This window comes from Microvirga arvi, assembly GCF_016892765.1.
GTDB classification, from domain to species: domain Bacteria; phylum Pseudomonadota; class Alphaproteobacteria; order Rhizobiales; family Beijerinckiaceae; genus Microvirga; species Microvirga arvi.
The window spans coordinates 33,887-54,634 of sequence record NZ_JAFEMD010000024.1 but is presented as its reverse complement, the minus strand read 5'-3'; the positions used below and the strand labels follow the sequence as shown (position 1 = coordinate 54,634).

General features: G+C 60.6%; 22 protein-coding genes. 11 read left to right on the top strand and 11 right to left on the bottom strand.

Going from position 1 to position 20,748, the window contains the following annotated elements:
* Positions 1–47: 47 nt before the first annotated feature.
* The 7 genes from ILT44_RS16160 to ILT44_RS16130 all read right to left on the bottom strand — a co-directional run bounded on the left by ILT44_RS16160 (position 48) and on the right by ILT44_RS16130 (position 4,900).
* A complete protein-coding gene (locus tag ILT44_RS16160) occupies positions 48–773 on the bottom strand; it encodes a uroporphyrinogen-III synthase (protein WP_204240632.1) in 726 nt (241 codons plus the stop codon).
* Positions 773–1,234 carry a GreA/GreB family elongation factor gene (locus ILT44_RS16155; RefSeq protein WP_204240631.1) on the bottom strand — a complete coding sequence of 154 codons (462 nt, stop codon included), beginning with the start codon at positions 1,232–1,234 and terminating at the stop codon, positions 773–775. Before ILT44_RS16155 ends, ILT44_RS16160 begins: the two co-directional genes overlap by 1 nt.
* Positions 1,227–1,745: a RidA family protein gene (locus ILT44_RS16150; RefSeq protein ID WP_204240630.1), complete on the bottom strand. Its 519-nt coding sequence runs from the start codon at positions 1,743–1,745 to the stop codon at positions 1,227–1,229. Before ILT44_RS16150 ends, ILT44_RS16155 begins: the two co-directional genes overlap by 8 nt.
* A 106-nt stretch (positions 1,746–1,851) precedes the next feature.
* Positions 1,852–2,736 (bottom strand): polyamine aminopropyltransferase, encoded by an 885-nt coding sequence (speE, locus tag ILT44_RS16145; protein ID WP_204240629.1) that lies wholly within the window; start codon positions 2,734–2,736, stop codon positions 1,852–1,854.
* Positions 2,733–3,251, bottom strand: coding sequence for an adenosylmethionine decarboxylase (gene speD / locus ILT44_RS16140; protein ID WP_204240628.1), 519 nt, complete (start codon positions 3,249–3,251; stop codon positions 2,733–2,735). Before speD ends, speE begins: the two co-directional genes overlap by 4 nt.
* Positions 3,252–3,358: 107 nt before the next feature.
* Positions 3,359–3,787, bottom strand: a complete 429-nt coding sequence (rnk, locus tag ILT44_RS16135; protein WP_204240627.1) for a nucleoside diphosphate kinase regulator — start codon at positions 3,785–3,787, stop codon at positions 3,359–3,361.
* Positions 3,788–4,348: 561 nt separating this feature from the next.
* The gene (locus ILT44_RS16130; protein ID WP_204240626.1) at positions 4,349–4,900 is read right to left on the bottom strand and encodes a PTS sugar transporter subunit IIA; all 552 of its coding nucleotides are present in this window, start codon (positions 4,898–4,900) and stop codon (positions 4,349–4,351) included.
* Between the two features lie 536 nt (positions 4,901–5,436).
* Between ILT44_RS16130 and rnk (ILT44_RS16125) the strand changes: the two genes are divergently transcribed.
* Positions 5,437–5,868, top strand: a complete 432-nt coding sequence (gene rnk, locus ILT44_RS16125) for a nucleoside diphosphate kinase regulator (RefSeq protein ID WP_204240625.1) — start codon at positions 5,437–5,439, stop codon at positions 5,866–5,868.
* Between the two features lie 92 nt (positions 5,869–5,960).
* Here the strand turns inward: rnk (ILT44_RS16125) and hpf are convergent, their stop codons facing one another.
* A complete protein-coding gene (gene hpf / locus ILT44_RS16120; RefSeq protein ID WP_204240624.1) occupies positions 5,961–6,305 on the bottom strand; it encodes a ribosome hibernation-promoting factor, HPF/YfiA family in 345 nt (114 codons plus the stop codon).
* A gap of 251 nt (positions 6,306–6,556) precedes the next feature.
* Positions 6,557–6,745 carry a hypothetical protein gene (locus ILT44_RS16115; RefSeq protein WP_204240623.1) on the bottom strand — a complete coding sequence of 63 codons (189 nt, stop codon included), beginning with the start codon at positions 6,743–6,745 and terminating at the stop codon, positions 6,557–6,559.
* A 580-nt stretch (positions 6,746–7,325) separates the two neighbouring features.
* Here ILT44_RS16115 and ILT44_RS16110 point away from each other — a divergent pair.
* From ILT44_RS16110 to fdxA, 6 genes are all read left to right on the top strand, one after another.
* The gene (locus ILT44_RS16110; RefSeq protein ID WP_204240622.1) at positions 7,326–7,541 is read left to right on the top strand and encodes a hypothetical protein; all 216 of its coding nucleotides are present in this window, start codon (positions 7,326–7,328) and stop codon (positions 7,539–7,541) included.
* A 956-nt stretch (positions 7,542–8,497) separates the two neighbouring features.
* Positions 8,498–9,181, top strand: coding sequence for a CBS domain-containing protein (locus ILT44_RS16105; RefSeq protein ID WP_204240621.1), 684 nt, complete (start codon positions 8,498–8,500; stop codon positions 9,179–9,181).
* 17 nt (positions 9,182–9,198) lie between these two features.
* Entirely contained in the window at positions 9,199–9,399 is a 201-nt protein-coding gene (locus tag ILT44_RS16100) for a hypothetical protein (RefSeq protein ID WP_204240620.1), read from the top strand.
* Positions 9,400–9,868: 469 nt separating this feature from the next.
* Entirely contained in the window at positions 9,869–11,434 is a 1,566-nt protein-coding gene (locus ILT44_RS16095) for an FAD-dependent oxidoreductase (RefSeq protein WP_204240619.1), read from the top strand.
* Positions 11,435–11,491: 57 nt separating this feature from the next.
* Positions 11,492–11,884 carry a nuclear transport factor 2 family protein gene (locus ILT44_RS16090; protein ID WP_204240618.1) on the top strand — a complete coding sequence of 131 codons (393 nt, stop codon included), beginning with the start codon at positions 11,492–11,494 and terminating at the stop codon, positions 11,882–11,884.
* Between the two features lie 375 nt (positions 11,885–12,259).
* Complete coding sequence (fdxA, locus tag ILT44_RS16085) at positions 12,260–12,598, top strand: ferredoxin FdxA (RefSeq protein WP_204240617.1); 339 nt, start codon at positions 12,260–12,262, stop codon at positions 12,596–12,598.
* 396 nt (positions 12,599–12,994) lie between these two features.
* On the opposite strand, the gene dgoD is transcribed toward fdxA, so the two are convergent.
* Together dgoD and ILT44_RS16075 are read right to left on the bottom strand one after the other, a co-directional pair.
* Complete coding sequence (gene dgoD, locus ILT44_RS16080) at positions 12,995–14,143, bottom strand: galactonate dehydratase (RefSeq protein ID WP_204240616.1); 1,149 nt, start codon at positions 14,141–14,143, stop codon at positions 12,995–12,997.
* 478 nt (positions 14,144–14,621) lie between these two features.
* Positions 14,622–15,455, bottom strand: a complete 834-nt coding sequence (locus ILT44_RS16075) for a universal stress protein (protein WP_204240615.1) — start codon at positions 15,453–15,455, stop codon at positions 14,622–14,624.
* Positions 15,456–16,418: 963 nt separating this feature from the next.
* On the opposite strand from ILT44_RS16075, the gene ILT44_RS16070 reads away from it, so the two are divergent.
* The 4 genes from ILT44_RS16070 to ILT44_RS16055 all read left to right on the top strand — a co-directional run bounded on the left by ILT44_RS16070 (position 16,419) and on the right by ILT44_RS16055 (position 20,629).
* Entirely contained in the window at positions 16,419–16,934 is a 516-nt protein-coding gene (locus ILT44_RS16070; RefSeq protein WP_204240614.1) for a universal stress protein, read from the top strand.
* A gap of 84 nt (positions 16,935–17,018) precedes the next feature.
* Positions 17,019–17,309: a hypothetical protein gene (locus tag ILT44_RS16065; RefSeq protein ID WP_204240613.1), complete on the top strand. Its 291-nt coding sequence runs from the start codon at positions 17,019–17,021 to the stop codon at positions 17,307–17,309.
* Positions 17,299–17,778 carry a hypothetical protein gene (locus ILT44_RS16060; RefSeq protein ID WP_204240612.1) on the top strand — a complete coding sequence of 160 codons (480 nt, stop codon included), beginning with the start codon at positions 17,299–17,301 and terminating at the stop codon, positions 17,776–17,778. The genes ILT44_RS16065 and ILT44_RS16060 overlap by 11 nt, the downstream gene beginning before the upstream one ends.
* Positions 17,762–20,629, top strand: coding sequence for a PAS domain-containing protein (locus ILT44_RS16055; protein ID WP_204240611.1), 2,868 nt, complete (start codon positions 17,762–17,764; stop codon positions 20,627–20,629). The genes ILT44_RS16060 and ILT44_RS16055 overlap by 17 nt, the downstream gene beginning before the upstream one ends.
* Positions 20,630–20,748: the final 119 nt, after the last annotated feature.

The window sequence follows — 20,748 nt, the reverse complement described above, 5'->3', positions numbered from 1 at the left end:
GGAGAACCCGACATCAGGCCGGGCAGTGACGACAAAACGATGGCGCGTCAGACGTCCTCCGTTGTTAAACGCAAAATGGCATCGAGGACGCCATCCAGGCTCGGGGACGCGGCCACCACCATGTGTCGAAAACCGGCTGGCTGGAGCGCCTCCGCCACCTTGCGGCTGATCGCGACGGCCGTCATGCGGGCGCAGGCATCCACGATGCCGGCTGCGATGACCAGGCTGCAGAACACCGCTGCCGTCCGGGCGGACAGAAACATGGCGGCATCGAACCCGTCCTGGGCGATCTTGCGCATGATCCCTGCGTTCAGGCGCTCCACTGGGACGGCGCGATAAACAACCACCCGGTCGACAGCGAATCCGGCAGGGGCAAGGCCGGCGGCAAGATCGCATGCGATGTCGCGACCGCTGACGTGGAGCAGCCGCCCCGCCTGCGGATTCGCGTGACGCCGGATGTGGGCGATGAGACTCACTGCGGTTCCGCCCGCGGCATCGACGTTCGAGAAGCCAGCAGCTTGGAGGGGCGCCGCCGTGGCTGACCCAACCGCAAAGACAGGATGGTCTCGACGAACACCGGGCATCCGGAGCAATTCCCGCGAGGCGTTGGCGGACGTAACCAGGAGCGCTGCCCTGCCCGCAAGAACACCGGGATCCCAAGGGACAGGGACGATCCTCAGCAGCGGTTCGCCAAGCCACTCGACGCCATGGGCCGTGAGAACAGCCCCAAGCTCCTCGGCTTGGCTCGCTGGGCGCGTGAGCAGAATCCGCATCAGGTCCACCTGGTGCCGGTGCCATCCGGCGGCGCGGTTCCGAAGGGCACGAAGGCTCCGAACACCCGCGGCCCGACGGCTACGACCTCGACACAGGCATCCGAGGCCTCGGCTGAACCGATCACAGGTGTCCGCTGGCCGGCACGCAGCCCAAGAAGGGACAACCCGACCGGGGTCAGGACCGACAGCTCGGCCGGCGGCCACATGCGATCGTCCGGGTGGATCAGCATGCGCTTGTCCGGCGTGTCCTCACCGCCCATCCGGTAGGTCACGAACGTATCCAGCGTCACGACGTTGTCCGGGAGCTCATCCGCAGTGCACACTTTCGCCCGGTGGAGTTCCTGCAGGAGCGGTGCAGCAAGCGGATGGCATTGCTCCGCCAGTTCCCGGGCCGTCTGCATCAGGCGGCTATGGTCATGGGTCGATACCATGACCAGGGGAAGACTCAGGACGTCACTCATTGTGGGCCTCCTTCGTCAGACAACTCGGAGTCTGGGTGTCGAGGTTCAGTTCACTCGCCGGGCCTCCGTCCACTAGAAGCGGGCGGCCTGGCGGAAGGATGGCTGTGGCCGCGATCTCGACGATGGCAGCCGGGTCGACCAGTCCCGTGACCTCCACCAGCACCATTGCCGGATAATGGCGGCCCATGATCTCGCGGTAGACCAGGCCGAGTTCCCGGAGCATGGCGCGGTAGTGATCGATGTCCAGCACGTACCAGGTCATCTGGGCGATGTGTTCAGGCGCCCCGCCCGCCTCGGCAAGGACTGTCCGGAGATTCCGCAAGGCCTGCCGGGCCTGAGGAACAAGCCCAACGGTTGTCACCCTTCCCGCATTGTCAGTGGCGATCTGCCCGCCGATGAACACGAAGGTACCCGTGCCGGCCATCGCATGCGAATAGCCCCGTGGACTCGGCCACTTGGTTGGATTGATCTCGCGCAGCGGGGTCGTCATAGGCGGTGGAACGATCGTCATGGTGTCCTCCTCTCGGGCTCCGCAGCGAGGGCGGAGCCATGATGATCCGAAATAAAGCCCAGTGATGTCCCCGGGGCGGCGCCAGATCGACAGCCGCCTGCGGGGCTCAAGTTCCTGTTTGCAGGAACTCCACCGGCATCGGATCATCGCTCCGGACGAACGGCTCGAACGAGGGAGCCAGGGTGAAAGCCGCCCGGTGCACCTCCGGTGTGTAGTAGCGCGTCTGGCCTTGCAGCGGGCCAAACCGCTCTCGCAGGACCTTGCAGGGTGGACGCAATGCATCGCGGGACCCACCGGCCGCGACGAGCGCCAGCATGCCGCCGGCATAGGTCGGGACAGGTGCCAGGTAGGGCCGTACTCCGGCAAAGGATCCAGCTAACCGTCCGCACACGTTCTCCAATTCCTCCGGCTGGAAGAACGGAGCACCACTCTGGACCGCAATCATCCCACCGGGACGAAGGCGGGTTCGGCAGGCCCTGTAGAAGGCTGCCGTAAACAACGCCTCCCCCGGTCCTATCGGATCTGTCGAGTCGATGATGATGACGTCGAACTTCTCCCGTGCTTCCTCGATGTAGCGTGTTCCGTCCATCACCAGCACGTTGGCTCGCGGGTCGGCAAAGGCCCCATTCGATACCTTGGGCAGGTATCGCCGTGACAGGTCGATCATCTCGCCGTCAAGTTCAACCAACGTGGCTCGCTCGACGGGATGCTTCAGCACCTCTTTCAGGGTGCCCCCGTCGCCACCGCCGATGATGAGCACGTTCCGCGCGGAACCATGTGCCAGCAGCGGAACGTGGGCGATCATCTCGTGGTAGATGTGGTTATCACGCTCCGTCAGCTGCACGACGCCGTCAAGCACCAGCACCTTGCCGAAGATCGCGTTCTCGAAGATCAGCACGTCCTGGAACTCGGTCCGCCAATGGTAAAGCACCTTCTCGATGGAGAGCGTCTGGGCATAGTGTTCATAAAGATTTTCCTGAAACCACGTCATAGGATCACTCCCCGCTTATGCTCGGCGAGCGTCACCATCCCAGGCAGGAAAACGCCCTTCAGAACCTCGATAGCCTTGTGAGGCTGCGCGTTCCCGCACATGAACACGTCGACGGCCGCGTACGAGATCTCGGGCCAGGTGTGGATCGAGATGTGGCTCTCCGCCAGAACCGCCACGCCGGAGATGCCGCCATTCGGCGAGAAGTGATGGAGGTCGACGTTCAACAACGTCGCGCCGGCTCGATCAGCGGCATCCCGCAACGCCTGCTCGACGACAGGCAGGTCATCCAGGTTTGAGGCGTGCCAAAGATCGACGATCAGGTGCGTTCCGGCGAAAAGAAGCCCATCACGCTGAACAAAATGGTCGAGGCGGCTGTCATCAGCTGCCTGGTGCGTTGAGGGCAGGATCGCGAGAGGTGTTATCCGCTCAGCATGACGCGAGCGGCCCTCAAAACCGTGCGCCGGCGGGCGCAGGTCAGGGGTGGCAATCACGCTGAGGCGGTTCGTGTTTTCCATTCAATTCTCCGCTGGCAGGAATTCTGCCGGTTAAAAGGCAACGGTGGACCACGCGGCCGGGGGCCGCATGGGGCATCATTCGTGTGTCGTGCACGGGGCATGTGCGTTTAAGCGGGCTGGAGCTCCGCAGCGGCTGGTTCGCGGACTTGCATCACTGTCAGACGTTTCGTGACCCCGGTGCGGGTGGTCCAATCGATCGACTTGCCGACAGGGAGCCCAATCAGGGCGGTCCCGATGGGTGTGAGCACCGAGATGCGCCCCTTCGAAATGTCGGCCTCGTTCGGGTAAACGAGTGTCACCGTCTGCACCCGCCCGGTCACGTCGTCGCGAAAATCCACCTCGCAGCCCATGCAAACGGTGTCGACGGGATGGCGGCCTGCGGCAAGGACATGTGCACGGTCGAGCTCATCCGCGAGTTCGGCTGCAACTTCGGGCATGGTGTGCGCGGCCGCGTTAGCGAGCACCGAGAGCTTCCCGTGGTCATGTGCGGTCAGGGTGATGCGGGGTTTGGCCCCACCGCTGGTTTTCTTCGTCATGTTCAGTCTCCTGTTCTGTTGTGGATGCCAGTGCAGGTTACGCTGCACTTGGTCCGTGATCGTCATCGTCGTCCGGCATTGGCGGCTCGGGGCTCCTCTCCGGCTCGCTGCGTCGCCGCGGAGTGAACCGGACAACCTTGCCATCCGGCTGATCCGTGTCGTGGCCTCCAGGATCGGATATTGGATCAGTTGGCGACTGCTGCATGGCACGGCCTCCTCTGCTTTCAGCGTGGTTCTGGGCAAGTGCTGACCTGAGCGTCCTCGCCAGAAATTCTGCCGAGGGACGCTCGGACTCGGGACGCGCTCCTTTCACCCGCAGGCTGCTTTGTCGGCGTGCTGGATGACTGGCGTTGTTCTCCGCCATGCGGAGAATGCGTTTGAAGATGAATAAAAGCATACCGCGGCACCGGGTGCGTCAGCAGCCGGCCTCACAAGATGTCTGGAGAATTAGATATCCTGGACCGCCCCGAGCTCGGGGCGCGCACGCGCGTTGAGCTCGGGGCTAATGGCCCGCGATAAGGTTGCCTGCCCGGTGCAGACCGCGATGATATTGTGCGATGCTCAACATAATACGTTAAAGGTGGTGCACATTGCCCCGTTTGTCAAATCGCCTGCAGGTGGTGTGGCGGAATGTCCGGTCCCGGGTTTGTCATCGGGCTCACGCCAGACGTCGCTTGTCAGCACCGCGTAAAGAGCCTCGGCGTCAGCGGCTGATCTGAGGCATTCAGCCACCAGCGGGTCCCGCAAGCGCCGCACCACGCAGGCCAGTGCCCGCAAATGCGTTGAGTCATCACCCTCAGGACTCAAGAGAAGGAATGCCAGATCCGACGGCATGCCATCCGGCGCGTCAAACTCCTGGGCTGGCCACAGCCGGGCAAAAACGCCCAGAGGCTGCTTGAGACCGGAGAGGAGGGCGTGCGGGATCGCGGTTCCCCGCCCGAACCCGAACGTTGAGTGCTCGCCACGAGCAGCAATCGCCTGCAGAACCGCGTAAGAATTGAGAGAAGCCTCCTCGGCCGCAACACGGCTCATCTGGGCGATCACGTGCTTTGCGCTGTGGGATCGTAGGCTTGGAATGATGCGTCCCGGCATGATCAGAGACGCCATCGTCATAGGTGCCATCGCCAATGCCGGCCTAAATCCTCAGGCCGCCTCATGCTTTCGGGAAAACAGGATTGAGATGCGATGACCCGGACGGCGCGTTGGTGCCGTCACGGGCTTACGTGCCCGTTTGAAGGAGGCCTGCTCGGTAGAGCAATCGCTGCAAGATCGTCTGTGCGGTCATGGCATGACACCAACGCGGACCTGAAAGGTAAGTTCAAGCTGGCGCCAATGGCTATCCTTAAGGGCTTCCTGAAGTGGCGGATCAAGGCTCGGAACAGGCTGCTTTCGTGAATTGCTGTCGTTCCAGCTTATGTTAAGGGTGCCATGTCGAGGCTCACGAGACCTTTCCATCCGACCGCTAGAACGGCCCACCTTCCCTCAGGCTCTTGAGCACGAGTGCAAGGCGCGCGTCCTGCGCCCGGGGTTCTCGTCCATCATCAACCCTAAGTCAGGCGTTAGACGCCGCGCTCAGATCCGTATGGCCACCAGTGTATATTCCGGGCGGAAGATCCGCTCGGCGCTGAAATGGATTTCAGGAGAAGAAAGTGTCTTTGTCAGACGTGTCCGTCATCATTTCCACGGCTGATCATGCCCGACTTCGAAGGATCGCCTCAGCTGGCATGCGGATACGACGAGTGCCGCCATCAGCGCAGTGGCTGGAGGCTGAGCTCGACCGGGCAAAGGTCGTCAGTCCCTCAAACCTGACGGAGAATGTCATCTCCATGCATTCGGTCTTTGATTTCCAGGACGGGATCACAGACCAGGTCCGACGGGCTACCCTCGTCTACCCCGGCGAAGAAGACCAGGGGATCGGCAGAATTTCCGTATTGTCGCCTCTCGGCTCCGCGTTGATCGGCCTGGCGGAAGGGCAGTCGATGCATTGGCGTGGGGCAACCGGCGAATGGTGGACGCTGCGGGTTATCCGGGTGATCGGTCACCCTGAAGCACGCCAGAAGGACGTCTCGGCCCAGCCCTGACCAAGTATTCACATCCATCTTAAATTGCTCGCCTGAACAGCAGGGCCGGAGTAAACTCCGGCCCTTCCTTGTGGTTACGCGATGGTTCTTGGTTACGCGGTGGCTCCTGCCCGGACTTCCTCGCGTACGGCACCGTCGAGACGACGCTTCCTTCTCCTAAGTTGCACCGCAACCTTTTCAAGCGCCAGGTCGAAAGCTCGATAGCAGTCGGGTGCTGACGCCTCACCGATCATGATCCGGAAGTTGCTGACCTGGATATTGATCGTACAACAATACGATTGACCCTCGCGACGGAATCCGACGCTTGCGTGCTTCAGCTCCTGGAAGTACGTCTCAGTCGTCGTTAGCAGCCTCTCTTGAACATGTTGAGGCAGCGCGTCTCCAAGATCGATCTGGAACCCGTTGATCCGGATTGGGGAGCTGAGATTGTTGCTCATCATTGGTATAGTCCTTTCGGTTGATTACGATTCGAGAATTCGGGTGACCGGCCGCTCACGGCTCTGGCCGTTGCCGGTCAATGGCATCCAGTTCTCTGTGGTGTGCTCACCGCGCCTGGGGTCGATCCCGTAGGCGCACCAGGGACATCGCACGGCAGCCCGCGGCAGATTGCGTTTGCAGGTTTTGCACACAGCTCGGCGATCATGACGATGCATGATAGATTTCCTCGATGTTGGGCTGCGACAAGGGATTACCGGTGTTGTTCCCGCCCAAATGCGTGTGTCGCGGCGACATAGGCCGCCAGGATCAGCGAAAGCGATGCGGAAAGCCCCAACACGCTCACCGATGCTGCGAAACCGAGCGTCCCGCCGAGTGTCTCCCAGAACACGAGTTGTACGATCGTCAGCGTGACGAACGTTGCGAAGATGGCAATTGACATGACTTCACCATTCAGCCGCTCCAACGAGCGTGCCGTTCCTGACGATTGGCTTGTGGCTGCGAGAGAATTCGTCCGCAGGCGGATCAATCCGCGCTGCAGCTGAAAGAGTTAATCGATGGACGAATTCTGATTTTGAGCACTCATCCCCGGACTCGACATGACGTCCGGGGCTCAGGCTCCCGTCTTCAGGCGGCCTGCACGCAAAGTAGAAATGGTGCGGAATGTGTTCATCGCACAACTAAGGTCGGCTGTAGGGTCGCCAATGTCAAGTTGAACGACTGCGTCGGAAAGCATCATTTGACAAAACAGCCGATCGGCCTAAGTTGATCCTATCATGATGTGGCTCTCAGCATATATCCGTGGCCTCTGCCACGCCGGAACTCTGATCGCAGGACACTAACCCCGTGTCCCGCCGTTTGGGCGCGTGGATCCGGGGCTCCTGAGGCTTTCCAAACAATCCGAGTGAAGAGATCCGACTGCTGATCGGCTCCGGCTTTGTCGGCCTGCCGCACCGCATTGGCGAGGGCGGGAAGCCAAATCCTTCTATGACCGTAACCTCACGATGGGTCAGCTGAGTGAGATGAGCAAAGAATCGAAAAAGAAATCGTTGAGCTATCGGGTCTCGACGCCCGAGGAGCGAGCCAGGCGTCAGGCTGAGGTCAACAAGCGCTGCGAGTATATCATGCAGCTGAAGGCACAAGGCCTTAACTACGCGACCATTGCTTGCCGGTTGGGCCTGAGCTCCAGCCAAGTCAGCAAGATCGCACGGGACTACGGCCAACGGATGCACACCTGAGGGATTGTCCTGCCCGGGAAAAGCCCTTCGGCAGCCGCCGACTGCGATATTGGAAAGGAGAGCACTGTGTCGGTTTTTTACTTCGTCCGTCGTTTGCACACAACTACCCGAGCATGCCGCCAGATGCCGAGGAATTGGCCCGGGTCCTATTCGAGCGTGCCCGTCCCGGCGATTCATTCGACGACCTCAAGCGACGAGCAGCGTTCAACCGGCAGGATGCAGGCCGGCTCAGGCATTGGATCAGCGTCGGCCAAGCGATCGCGGCGGAGGGCACCTGAGCCGACCCTAACAGCGCCCGGGCTGCCCTTCTCCGCGTGACAAACCCTGCCCGGCTTGGACTTGGGCGCTCCTCATTAGTGGAGAGTTCCTGAACAACTTATATCTAGCGGGGATAAAGATTTTTTACTTAGAATAACTTCATGCGAGCTTCGAAATAATCTCGATGCGGCCGTGGTTTCTTGAAAATTCCGAGTATCTACTTATATCTATGTCATGATGATTACACTGCGCCATTTTTCTCAATTTCGCACGGGGTGCCTCCAAGCAGGCCACTGAACCCCGAAGGCCGGCCTGCCCGCATCCGGAGGCCCGCCATTCGGGGAATGACGTTTCCTGAACAACCTCAAACACCCTGCACCCTTTCCCAAGGGTCATCGCGGCTTGCGCCCGGTCAGGTCTGTCCTGAACCCTGCATGCCGCGCCACGCGAAGGAAGAAGACATGGACGTAAACTCTCGTCGGACGCATGAGCCGCTATCCCCACATCTTCTGCTGCCTCTCGACAGCTCCCCTGCCCCGAATGGCACCAGCCGCATCACGCTCTGGCCATGGCGCTTGAGACGGGAAACTATCAGCAGCCGGCATCAGGGAGCCGATCCCAGCGGCAAGAAACACGCGGCTCAACATCCAGCCGCCGCACCCGACGCGTCACAAAGGAACGGCCGGTCGGCGCACCCCATGACCGTTGCCGATGTCATGACGCGTGACGTGATTTCCGTCTCCACAGCAACCCCGGTCAGCGAGATCGCCAGCATCCTAGCCGGCAAGAGGATCAGTTCGGTGCCGGTGGTTGGCATCGATGGGCGCCTTGTTGGCATCGTGAGCGAAACGGACCTGATTCGCCGAGCCGAGATCGGAACCGAGCGCCGTCGGTCCTGGTGGCACAAGGTATTTCCTGATGCGCAGGCGACTGCATCCGATTACGTCCGGACGCATGGCCGCAAGGCCCAGCACGTCCTGACATCGCGGATCGTCACCGCCGCCGAGCACATGACTCTCGCGGACGTCGCTGACATCATGGAGCGGCGGCGTCTCAAGCGGCTCCCCGTCGTTCGGGGGGACGTCCTCGTCGGCATCGTCAGCCGCAGTGATCTGATCAAGGCCCTGGCTCGCCACCGGCCCCGCCTGTTTGCGGAACCTCACACGGATGATGCCATCCTGCGGGACCTTATGGAGCGCGTGAAGGCGCTATCCCCCTCTCACCGGCTTATCAACATCTCGGTGCATCGAGGGAATGCGGACATTGCAGGGCTCGTGGAATCCGGGGCCGAGCGTGAGGCGATCCTCGTTGCGGCCGAGAACACGCCAGGAGTCCGCGCGATCCAGGACCGGCTGGTTCTGCGACCTCGCTCCGTTTCCTGAGTCGGGAGGGCAATCCGATGGCGCGCCTTCGCGCAATCACCATCGCAGCCATTCAGTTCGGTGGCGTGTGCATGATGCTCGGGAGTCTCGGGGCGATGACGATAGAGTCCGGGAGGGTCCTCACCGTCTACGGTGCAGCGGTTCTCGGCTTCGCTGCATGGGTTGCCAGGGAGACATATCGGGATTGCCAGGTTGAGCCCGGCAATCCCAAGCATTAAAGGACAATGCCGTGCGGCTCCTGGCCCTTCGCTTCGAGCAGCAGCCATCTCCACGGTATTCAAGTGGAGAGGATCAGTTGCCGAGCCTGTGAGACCTGACCCGGCGGGTGACATGGTCAAGGATAGCGTCGCTCTAACTGGCGATCTTGTGCCAAGGTCCGCTCAGGCCTCCTCCGCGATACCCACCAATAATGTTGCTTCAATGTGACAAGCAAATTCGTTTGTCACTCGAGGTAAGCAGGTCGATGATGATTATGGTGCGCAACGCGGGTGCTCTCCAAGGCCACATTGAATCGACCGGGACGAGCGCAGGTCATGGCCGAAGAGGCCTCACGCCGAGGGTAGGAAGAGCTTGCCTGACGAAGATTAAGTTAACGAGGGTGCTCATCTCCTTACAGGCGCCTGCATACTGATCGCCTAGTGCCTTCTCGCGCCTAAAGTGCACACCAGGGAGTTCGGGAGATCGATCATGGGAACATATAATCTGCTCGACCAGGTGAAAGCCAATCATGCAAGTTCCAGTGATCCAGATCTTGCCCAGGGTGTTGCATTCGATGATCTGGAAGACGGTGACATGCTCGCAGGTCATGTCGGGGGGGACGCTGTGGTGCTGGCGCGGCGTGGTGCTGAGGTATTCGCGATAGGCGCTGTCTGCACGCACTACGGAGCCCCTCTTACGGACGGCTTGCTCGTCGGCCATACGGTCCGCTGCCCGTGGCATCATGCTGCTTTCTGCCTGCGTACTGGCGCGGCTTTGCGCGCTCCCGCATTGAATCCTGTCTCCTGCTGGCGCGTCGAACGGCAACACAATGTCGTTTATGTTAAGGAAAAGCTCGAACGTACTGTCCGGGCGCCAGCCTTTGTTGCGCCTGGCATGCCGAAATCCGTCGTGATCGTGGGCGGCGGCGCCGCGGGCAACGCAGCCGCGGAAATGCTGCGGCGTGAGGGCTATTCTGGCCGCCTCACTATACTGAGTGCAGACAGTTCAGTTCCTTGCGACCGGCCCAATCTGTCAAAGGGCTTTCTCGCCGGCACCGCGTCGGATGCATCCAACCCCCTGCGGCCATTGAAGTTCTACGAGCGGAACGATATCGACCTGAAGTTGAATGCGCGCGTTGCCACAATTGATCCAGGCGCGAGCGCCGTGCATCTCGTGGACGGCAGCAGCCATCCATATGACGCGCTGCTCCTCGCCACCGGTGCCGAGCCGGTACGGCTTGATGTGCCGGGCGCCGACCTTTCCCACGTGCTTTATTTGCGCACATTGGCTGACAGCCGTGCCCTAGTCACCAAGACTCACAGCTCACGGCAGGCCGTGGTGATCGGCGCGAGCTTTATCGGGCTGGAGGTGGCAGCATCCCTCCGCGCGCGCGACGTTGAGGTACATGTGGTCGCGCCGGACAGGATCCCTATGGAACGTGTGCTCGGAGCCGAGGTCGGCACCTTTGTACGCAGGTTGCACGAAGACCACGGAGTGGTCTTCCACCTTGAGACGACGGTGAGGTCAATCGACGAGCAAGGCGTCACGTTGGCCAGCGGAGGAAGGCTCAATGCCGATCTCATAGTCGTAGGAATCGGTGTGAGACCGGCCCTTGCCCTAGCGGAGCAGGCAGGCCTTGCTATCGATCGAGGCGTCACGGTGGATGCGTACCTACAGACGAGCGCACCGGGCATTTTCGCGGCCGGCGATATCGCGCGCTGGCCGGATCGGCTCACGGGCGAGAACATCCGCGTCGAGCATTGGGTCGTGGCCGAGCGCCAAGGTCAGACTGCAGCGCGCAATATTCTCGGGCAGCGCGAACGCTTCGACTGCGTTCCGTTCTTCTGGACCGAACAGTATGACTTCAGTCTAGGCTATGTCGGCCATGCCAAGCGATGGGACACGGTAGACGTAGAAGGTCAGCTTGCCGCGAGGGATTGCACGATTACGTATCGGCGCAGCAACGAGAAATTGGCAGTGGCGGTCGTCCACAGGGACCTCGAAGGGGTACAGGCGGAAGTCGAGTTCGAGCAAGTGATGGCTAACCGAAGATAGCGGAAGTCCGATCTTGGGTTGGCCAGATTCGCGAAGTGACATTATTCAGGAGCCACAATGAGCAATCCGGATCAGACCGCTCTTGAGTCCGTAAGGCATCTGGAGCAAGTCCGCCTTCAAGCCATCCGCACCAATGACGCCGATGCCATGGCGCTCATACTGGATGACAAGTTCATCTATATCAGCAACAGGGGGAAAATCTTTGATAAGCAATCCTACATCACTGCTGTTCGCTCCCACGATCTTACCTACTCCATCGATCTTGACCTTACAGAAACGGATTACCGAGTTGACGGCGACTTAGTAATCCTCGTCGGGTTAATGCGTGGACACGCTCGCATCGGCTTGGAGCAGGACGTATTTCTTCACAGGAATATGCGAGTGTGGCGAGAGCGTGGCCAAATATGGAGGCTTCTAGCCTGGCAGTCGTCGGAGCTGATGCACGGGTAAATCGAATCATGAACCCGGGCCACAGACGCAGTCGGTATCGCGGTCTGACGTGCAAAGGGGTTGCAGGAAGCTGTCAAGACCTCCGCTCGCCGGTGCGATCTCTACGGGTGGAGGTTGAAAGAATGCCGCAGCAGGCCAACCCTGCTCCACTCAAGGTGCGCTGCGAAGCCCACTTCGTACCTTGAGAAGGTCTCTCAGCGCTCATGATCACAGATGGACATTGAATTCCAGTTTACGGGGCGGGCGAGGCCCTTCCGGGAACGATTAACCAAGCCGTGATCGGCACAGTTCCCGACCCTCTGGCCCACCCAGAGTTGGTTAAGAAAGCGCCCGCGGGTTGCTGTGCAGCCTGCTGAGTGTAGCTTGGAGCGCTCCATGACTTACGTCGTAACTGATACCTGCATTAGGTGTAAGTACTTGGATTGCGTGGATGTCTGCCCTGTAGACTGTTTCAATGAGGGCGAACATATGCTTGTCATTCACCCTGATGAGTGCATCGACTGCGGTGTGTGCGAGCCCGAATGCCCAGCTGAAGCTATTGTGGCTGACACGCAACCAGAACTTGAGAGCCGGCTTGAGCTAAACGCGAAGTATGCGTCCGCTTGGCCGAACATCACGATCAAGCGCGCACCTCCGAACGATGCCGAGGCGTTTGATGGCATGCCCAACAAGCTGGAGAAGTATTTCTCACCGGATCCTGGCCCGGGCGACTGACCGGTTCTCCAGGCGGCTCAAACGCCGCGATCTGGTTCTCGAACGAAAAATGCCAAGGCCTCGACGCGAAACGCGGTTGGGTAACCCGTGGTGGAGGCAATAAGGTCTAGGCTGGCCGCCCTGCAGTGACGGGGATGAGTACGAGGAAACCCGACGCTGCCCAATAGGTCTCGCAAAGCGCAAGCGCCGGCGCCCTGCCGCTGGGGACGGATCTGGCAGGTGATAACGGTGTCACTCAGCGAGCAGAGACAGCAACCATAGGCGCGAGCCAGGGGCGTTCTGCCGCCGCATGCGAGGGATTGGTGAGGTCACGAGGAGCTGAGGTCCCGGCTCGTGAATGAGCTGGCGGTCGGGGCGACCGGTGCCGATAATCGAACCCGTGCAGCTGTAGCAGCATTACCACTCGGCAAAACTTCCATCCGGATGGCGCCAGACAGGGTTACGCCAGCGGTGGCCCTGGCTGGCGCGCTCGCGGACGTAATCCTCGTTGACTTCAATTCCGAGGCCTGGGCCGTCAGGGATATTCACGTAACCGTCCTCGTAGCGGAAGACTTCAGGCTTGGCTAGATAGTCGAGCAAGTCGTTGCCATGGTTGTAGTGGATGCCGAGCGACTGCTCCTGGATCGCGGCGTTGTGGCATACGGCATCCAGCTGCAGATTGGCCGCGAGGGCAATCGGGCCCAGCGGACAGTGCAATGCCAGCGCCACGTCATGCGCCTCGGCCATCGCGGCGATCTTACGTGTTTCGGTAATCCCGCCTGCGTGGGACGGATCGGGCTGGATGATGTCCACATGACCGGCAGCCAGGATTGGCTTGAAGTCCCAGCGCGAATAGAGCCGCTCGCCCAGTGCAATCGGAATGGTGGTCGCAGCCGCAATCTCGGCAAGCGCCTCGGCATTCTCGCTCAGCACCGGCTCCTCAATAAACATGAGCTTGAGCGGCTCCAGCTCACGGATCAATGTCTTGGCCATAGAACGGTAGACGCGACCGTGGAAGTCCACCCCGATGCCCATATCAGGACCGACCGCATCGCGCACGGCGGCCACGTGGCCGACGGCGGCTGAGATCCGCGCATGGCTGTCGATCCAGCCGAGTTCGGCCGTGCCGTTCATCTTCACTGCGGTGAACCCCAGTGCAGCCCGCTCCTTGGCGGCCGCGGCGGTGTCAGCCGGCCGGTCGCCCCCGATCCAGGAGTAAACCCGCATCCGCTGGCGAACCGGACCGCCAAGAAGCTTGTGGATCGGCTGGCCCAAGGTCTTACCCTTGATGTCCCACAACGCCTGGTCAATGCCGGCGATGGCGCTCATATGCACGCCGCCGCCGCGGTAAAAACCGCCTCGATACAGCACGGTCCAGTGATCCTCGATGGGTGACGGGTCTTTGCCGACCAGGTAGTCAGCCAACTCCTCCACCATTGCCGCCACGGTGCGGGCCCGGCCTTCCAGAACCGGCTCTCCCCAGCCGCTGATCCCCGCATCCGTGTCGATCTTCAGGAACAACCACCGTGGTGGGACAAGGAAAGTGGTGAGGCCGGTGATCTTCATCGATTCACCTCGACGAGCCGTGTGACCTGTGAGAACGCACGATGCGGTAGCAACTCACCCTACGATAACTTCTTCCAAAGCATCTTCGCGTCTGTTCAGACTGCAGCACGTAGCGGAAAGTCATTCTTTGCCAAGTCAAAGTTTCCTGACCTCCCAATGGCAGTGAGGGCGAACCCTGTTGCTTCTCAACCCCGAGCAGACTGTGCTGTGCGCCCACATACGACTTACATGTCTCGCTGCGAGATAGCTCAACGCTTTCGCCGTTAGACGATATCGAACAACCTCGCGGTCGCTCTGCCCAACCACAGGGTATCCCTTTTGGAGAAGCTCTGTCTCCTCATTATGAGGATCACAGGTGCGGCCATGCTTGTCCATATATGGTCGGATATAAAGCATCCCTGCCCATCCAGCCATTGCCAGCAACTCCCCGGCCCCCACGCTCAGGTCATCACCGCTCATGTCAGAGTTCCTCGCTGTATCAGTGAGCCATCAGTATCGGGTACTCCGAGGTTGTCAGCATCTCCAAGGTGGCTCCTCCGAACACCCGCTCCCGCAGCCGGGCATGACCATAACCTCCCATGACGATCAGATCCGCGGAGACACGATGCGCCTGGTCCGCGATAACCTGGCTGATGCGCCGGTTCCGGCTCTCGGCACAAACGACCCCGACGTTGGTCCCATACCGAGCAAGATATCCCCTGACCAAGGATCCGGGATCGGAGTCGGGCTTGGGATCGACGACAAGAACAACCGTGCGAGTGGCCTTTTCGATGAAGCTCAGGCTTTCGCGCATGGCGCGTGCCGCCGCATGGCTGTCGTTCCAGGCGACGAGAACGGTTTGAGCCGCGCCCCGTGGGGGATACCCGGGCGGAAGCAGCAGAAGGGCACGTCCACTGCCGAAAAGCACGGCTTCGACGAGACGGCCCCAGGTCAATCCACCAGATTCCGGATAAGGACGCGTGGTGACGAAAAGATCGGTGCATCGCGCCTGCCTTTCGACGGCTGAGACCATGTTGTCGACGGTCTCGTCGATCCGACGTAGCTCACTTCTCTCAGCAATTCTGGCGAGTCGCTCGGCAAGGCGCCCGCAGATGGCGTCCCCCTCCTGCTGTGCCTGGCTTTGCCACTCCGAGAGCATCTGCATCATTGCAGCACCTCCATCCACCGGCGTCGCAACGGCAAGGTCAGGCAGACGGTTGGTGAAGATCGCGGTCAAGTGGACGCTCCATGTGGAGGCGATGATCTCTGCGTACGCCAGCCGGATCTCATCCTCTGCGCTCCCGTCGAGATGAACCATGATATCCTTGATCATCAGTCTCTACCTCACTGGATTAAACCTACGCACCTGACGAAGCCTGCGAGGCATCTGCGCTTGGGGCACGATCTCCTCAGGTTCAATCCGGTCGTGCCTACACACTGGCCTGTGTGGTTTTAGGCGCCTTTGCGGATATCGGGCAATCTCGGAACCTTGCTCCGCGAGAGCTGCCAGCATTGCCGCTGCAATGCTCTACTCTCTTCACGACCAAGCACTCCATTTCGCCAACGGCCTTGAGCTCACGTGACCTTTGTGCGGCAAACTGGGTCGCATTGTCATTCACGAAGAGCGTAACCTCCTGATCATTCTTCCCCGCCTTCCGGCTTATGCATGGGCCATCATCTGCTTCCCTAAACCGCCCCTGACAGAGACCGGTCAAGGCGTGAGAATGCCCTAGCCGGTCAGCATTAACCCGCCAACGACAAAGAAGAGATTGATCCAGGCCGATTTGAGGTGGCCGGCATCGAACCTTACCGTATGGGCTCTTCGGGGCGTCCGCATGCTACTTCTCCCTGAAGCCGATCCTGTTCGGAAGCACCATGTTTGGTTCGCTCCCGTCAAACCATAGAGCTGCTTGACCTGAGGTACTCTGCGCGCAACGCTTTCACCGGACAAATGAATTTGTTTGACTCTTGTGAGCAAGATCCTTGATCTGCAAGAGGTCGCGAGGCAACGAGGGATTTCGACTTGGCTCACACTTTTCTGACGATTGTGGACGAGGATAGTTTCGTGCGCGGCCGGTGGCTGGGAAGGTCGGAGCTGAGGCGAGGCCCATCGCCTGATCGAGGATGATGCAGCAAAAATTTTGATGTCATTGCTGAAACAAATTCGTTTGAGGTCATCTGTATTTGGGGTCACAGTGCAATAAGCCCACTTCAGTCTCCTTTGTCGGGGATTGCCGGGGAGGTCCCCAGATATCTTGACGACGTGGGGGAACGGCTCGTCTTGGAGGAGCCAGTTATGGATGCCGCCCTGATCGGAGTTGTCGCTGCGCATACAAGTTCTTCACGACGGGGGAGTGGTGCCGATCCGGAGCGTGCGCCAGCCTACGGGATCTTGTTCAAGACATTGCTTGTCCCAGTCGACCTTGATCACCCGGAGTTGGCGGAGCTCGCCATTGAGCTTGCCATTGCCTTAGCACACGCTTCGAACGGCACCGTGCGCCTGATCCATGTTCAATCGACACTGCCATTCTCCGCTATGGGACTCGCGCTCCCGCTTGCGAACGAAACGCAAGCAGAAGCTGAGCGGGGCCTTGAAGCGCTTGCCGCTGGCGTGTCGCTGCCCAATGGATCCATATCGAGCACGGTACGGATGGGCTCGGTTTGCAATGAGGTGCTGGACGAGGCAGAGAAGATTGGCGCCGATCTGATCATCGTCGGCTCGCATGCGCCAAACATGGCGACATATCTCTTGGGCTCCAACGCATCGACCATTGTCCGGCACTCCAAGTGCTCGGTTCTGGTGGTTCGATGATCGGACAGTTCAGGATTATTACAGCCGATTGGGCCAGACATGACTCCTACTCAAGGTGACGCGGTGCAGTCACCAACCTTCAGAATGATCCTATACCGTATTGCGCTCACGGCACTCGCGAAGGCTTCGCTTGTGCTGGTCGCCTGCATGGCGATAGGCAGCTTGAGTGGCCACGGTCTCGGACCCAGTCTGCGGGCTGCAATCCTTGCCTTCGGTCTCCTCGGGGGTGTCGCGCTAAGCCGCGGGCTCAAGGCGGAGCGGAACACGGAGCATGATCAAGCGGGCGGCCTCTATGCCTTGGCCCTTGTGAACTACTTCATCTGCTATGTCGCGCTTCTGGTTGATAGCCTCTTGGAGACGTCGGATGGCCCTTGATTGGGCAGGAGATTACATGATCCGTCGGGTGGCGCTCGCGGTTGAAGTCCGGTCGTTGTGCGGCCGTCTCATGTTTGCCGCCTCCTTTTCAGTGGAGGACTGGAAAATCTCGCTTATGCGTTCTCGCACGCGAGGACGTGACCAAGAGCAAGATTTGGCCGAAGTTGCTTGCGGTCGCCCGCGCCCGTATCAATCGCTGTTCTCAGTTGGAGGAGACGCGCGACGCGCATTCTTTGGCGGTATTTATAGTTTATGTAACGCTTCGGCCCTGCCGGTCGACCGCAGCCGCAACATCCCTTTAGCGCCCGCGCCGAAGGCGTTCATTCACGGCCGAGAGATCTTTAACCGCAGGCCGGCCGCTCGAGAAACCGCCTGGGCCGACTTCCGCCTGCCGAAGGCCCAGAAGTTAGGAAGCGACTGCAGGTACGCACCGCCAAGTGGGAGTCAGGTCGATGCATGGCAGCCGTAGCCCCGCCACAAGCCCCGAAATCGTCGACGGCGGCGAAATGGGCACTCTCATGCGCGCCTTCGACTGGGCGGCGACGCCGCTCGGACCGATCGAGAGGTGGCCGCATTCGCTTAAAACTCTTGCCGCTGCGGCCCTGGAGAGCAGGGTGCCGACCATCCTGGCGTGGGGGCCGGATCTGACGTGCATCTACAACGATGCCTACTGTTTCTTGCTCGCGTCGAAGGCAGACACATTCGGCCGCCCGCTCCGAGAGGCCTGGGCGGCTGCGATCAACATCCTTAATCCCGCCATTGACCGCGTTCTTGCTGGCGAAGCGACCTCTCTTGAGATCGCGCCATTCACATTGCTTGGTGACGTCCACTCGGAGCGGCGGTTCTTCAAGTGTCATCTCAGTCCGGTGCGCGACGACCACGGGAGGATCGCTGGACTGCTCAGTCAGGGAATTGAGGCCAGCCAGGGCTTGGCGATCCAACCGGCGCTTTGTCACGGCGATATACCCTGGCGCAGCCTCTTCGAACGCCTGCACGAGGGTGCGCTTATTGGCGAGGTGGTCCGTGATCCGGATGGCAGGATCACGGATTGGCGCTACCTTGAGGTGAACCCGGCTTGGGAGGAGTTGGTCGGCATCTCCCGTGAGGCCGCAGTCGGCCATACCCTTAGGGAGACCATTCCAGGTATAGAGGGCGAGTGGGTGGACGAGTTCGCCCACGTCGTCGAGACGGGTCAGCCGGTGACTTTTACGCGCCAAGTGGGCGTCCTGAATCGCTGGTATGAGGGGCACGCTTTCCACATCGGCGCGGAGCGGTTCGCGGTGCTCTTCCTCGAAATTACGGAGCGCCAGCAGGCTAAGACTTTGATAAGCGAGACCGAGGCTCGGCTCGCTATGGAGCGCGAGCGATTTACAGCTCTCATCAACAACCTACCGGTCGGCGTCTGCTTCATCGACCAGGACAGCAAGGCCCTTCTATCCAACCCAGCGTTCCGGCGCTTCCTTCCGGACGATCCGCTGCCGTCCCGTACACCTGACGGCGAGGAGCGCTGGGTTGCTTTGGACAACGATGGCAAGCGGCTCACGCGTGATCGATACCCGGGCATACGCGCTCTTCGTGGCGAGGAATCCGCCGGGACCGAGTTCCGCTTTCGCCCGAGCGACGGCCAGGAGATCTGGACACGTGTAAGCGGTGTCCCGGTGTGGAACTCTGAGGGGCAAGTTGGTGCGGCCCTTGTCGTCATTGTAGACATCAACGAGCAGAAGCGGGCGCAGGAGGCGCTTGAGCGCCTTAACGAGAGGCTTGAGGCCGAGGTTGCCCAGCGCACGGCAGAGCTACGGTCCAGCGAAGCCCGGCTGCGCACGATCTTCGAGACGAGCTACCAATATCAATGGTTGATGGCGCCCGACGGCACGCTTCTGGACGCCAACACCAGCTCACTTGAAGGCATCCAGTCAGCGCGCGAAGGTGTGGTCGGCAAGCCGTTCAGGGACACGCCGTGGTTCACAGCCACACCCGGAATGCCGGAAACTGTCCGCGTGGCGGTCGCAAGGGTGGCAGGTGGGGAGACGATGCGTCAGGAGATCTTCCTCAACCTGCCGAGTGGCCAACGGGCTTTCGACCTCTCCATGCGGCCTGTCCAGAATGCGGGCGGCGAAGTTGTCGCCATTGTGCCCGAAGCGGTCGATATCACAGAGCGCCGGCATGCCGAGGAGGCGTTGCGCCAATCGCAGAAGATGGAGGCTGTAGGACAGCTTACGGGTGGTGTAGCGCACGACTTCAACAACCTGCTGACGATCATCCGCTCCGCAACCGATCTCTTGCGCCGCTCGGATCTGCCGGAGGATCGGCGCCAGCGCTACATCGAAGCCATCGCTGATACGGTCGAGCGCGCCTCCAAGCTTACAGGTCAGCTCCTAGCCTTTGCCCGCCGGCAGGCGCTTAAGCCTGAGGTGTTCGATGTCGTCGAGCGCATTCGAGCAATCATCGACATGCTGCGCACCGTCTTAGGCTCGCGCATCCAGATCGTGACCGACATCGGCTACGAACGCTGCCTCGTTGAGGCCGATGCCAGCCAGTTCGAGACGGCACTGGTGAATATGGCGGTGAACGCCCGTGATGCTATGGATGGTGAGGGTATTCTTACAATCAGGGTCCAGGGCGTCATGCAGATGCCCCCGATCCGGGGGCACGGCGGCGGGGCAGGCTCCTTCATAGCAGTGTCACTGGCCGATACAGGATCAGGTATTCCGGCCGATAAGCTCGCCCGGATCTTCGAGCCGTTCTACACCACAAAGGAGGTCGGCAGGGGCACAGGGCTAGGACTCTCCCAGGTCTACGGCTTCGCCAAACAGTCGGGCGGCGACGTCGATGTTGAGACCGAACTCAGGCGTGGTACCACCTTCACCCTCTACCTGCCACAGGTCACGCACACGGCGGCAGAGGCCGCCCCCCACGTGAGAGGCGCCGTGCAGGGTGACACTGGCGGCGGGCGGAGTGTGCTCGTTGTTGAGGACAACGTCGAGGTTGGCACATTTTCGACGCAGCTCCTGCGAGATATCGGCTACGAGACAACCTGGGCCGCGAATGCTGACGAGGCGCTGAAGCTCCTGCACGAGAGAATGAACGGATTTGACGTGGTGTTCTCGGACGTGGTCATGCCGGGCATGAGCGGGGTTGAACTTGGGCAGGAGATCCGCCGCCGATTCCCATGCCTGCCGGTTGTGCTGACGAGCGGCTACAGCCACGTGCTGGCGGAAGAAGGACGGTACGGCTTCGAATTGCTGAAGAAGCCGTATGCGGTTGAGGAATTGTCACGCGTGCTCCAGAGCGTGATACAAGTGAGAAAGGGTGGAGCATAGGCCATCAGCCGTCCAGAGCGGGATGCTGCAAGTGTGCACCGGGTGGAGGGGGTGGTGATCGTTCTGCCTTCAGCGGCTCCCACAAGCCTGTCAGTTGCTGACTTGGCGATATTTTCCCA

Coding starts and splice junctions, on each gene's coding strand:
- ILT44_RS16160 (WP_204240632.1), bottom strand. CDS start 773: ATGCGGATTCTGCTCACGCGCCCAGCGAGCCAAGCCGAGGAGCTTGGG.
- ILT44_RS16155 (WP_204240631.1), bottom strand. CDS start 1,234: ATGAGTGACGTCCTGAGTCTTCCCCTGGTCATGGTATCGACCCATGAC.
- ILT44_RS16150 (WP_204240630.1), bottom strand. CDS start 1,745: ATGACGATCGTTCCACCGCCTATGACGACCCCGCTGCGCGAGATCAAT.
- speE (WP_204240629.1), bottom strand. CDS start 2,736: ATGACGTGGTTTCAGGAAAATCTTTATGAACACTATGCCCAGACGCTC.
- speD (WP_204240628.1), bottom strand. CDS start 3,251: ATGGAAAACACGAACCGCCTCAGCGTGATTGCCACCCCTGACCTGCGC.
- rnk (WP_204240627.1), bottom strand. CDS start 3,787: ATGACGAAGAAAACCAGCGGTGGGGCCAAACCCCGCATCACCCTGACC.
- ILT44_RS16130 (WP_204240626.1), bottom strand. CDS start 4,900: ATGACGATGGCGTCTCTGATCATGCCGGGACGCATCATTCCAAGCCTA.
- hpf (WP_204240624.1), bottom strand. CDS start 6,305: ATGAGCAACAATCTCAGCTCCCCAATCCGGATCAACGGGTTCCAGATC.
- ILT44_RS16115 (WP_204240623.1), bottom strand. CDS start 6,745: ATGTCAATTGCCATCTTCGCAACGTTCGTCACGCTGACGATCGTACAA.
- ILT44_RS16110 (WP_204240622.1), top strand. CDS start 7,326: ATGAGCAAAGAATCGAAAAAGAAATCGTTGAGCTATCGGGTCTCGACG.
- ILT44_RS16105 (WP_204240621.1), top strand. CDS start 8,498: ATGACCGTTGCCGATGTCATGACGCGTGACGTGATTTCCGTCTCCACA.
- ILT44_RS16100 (WP_204240620.1), top strand. CDS start 9,199: ATGGCGCGCCTTCGCGCAATCACCATCGCAGCCATTCAGTTCGGTGGC.
- ILT44_RS16095 (WP_204240619.1), top strand. CDS start 9,869: ATGGGAACATATAATCTGCTCGACCAGGTGAAAGCCAATCATGCAAGT.
- ILT44_RS16090 (WP_204240618.1), top strand. CDS start 11,492: ATGAGCAATCCGGATCAGACCGCTCTTGAGTCCGTAAGGCATCTGGAG.
- fdxA (WP_204240617.1), top strand. CDS start 12,260: ATGACTTACGTCGTAACTGATACCTGCATTAGGTGTAAGTACTTGGAT.
- dgoD (WP_204240616.1), bottom strand. CDS start 14,143: ATGAAGATCACCGGCCTCACCACTTTCCTTGTCCCACCACGGTGGTTG.
- ILT44_RS16075 (WP_204240615.1), bottom strand. CDS start 15,455: ATGATCAAGGATATCATGGTTCATCTCGACGGGAGCGCAGAGGATGAG.
- ILT44_RS16070 (WP_204240614.1), top strand. CDS start 16,419: ATGGATGCCGCCCTGATCGGAGTTGTCGCTGCGCATACAAGTTCTTCA.
- ILT44_RS16065 (WP_204240613.1), top strand. CDS start 17,019: ATGATCCTATACCGTATTGCGCTCACGGCACTCGCGAAGGCTTCGCTT.
- ILT44_RS16060 (WP_204240612.1), top strand. CDS start 17,299: ATGGCCCTTGATTGGGCAGGAGATTACATGATCCGTCGGGTGGCGCTC.
- ILT44_RS16055 (WP_204240611.1), top strand. CDS start 17,762: ATGCATGGCAGCCGTAGCCCCGCCACAAGCCCCGAAATCGTCGACGGC.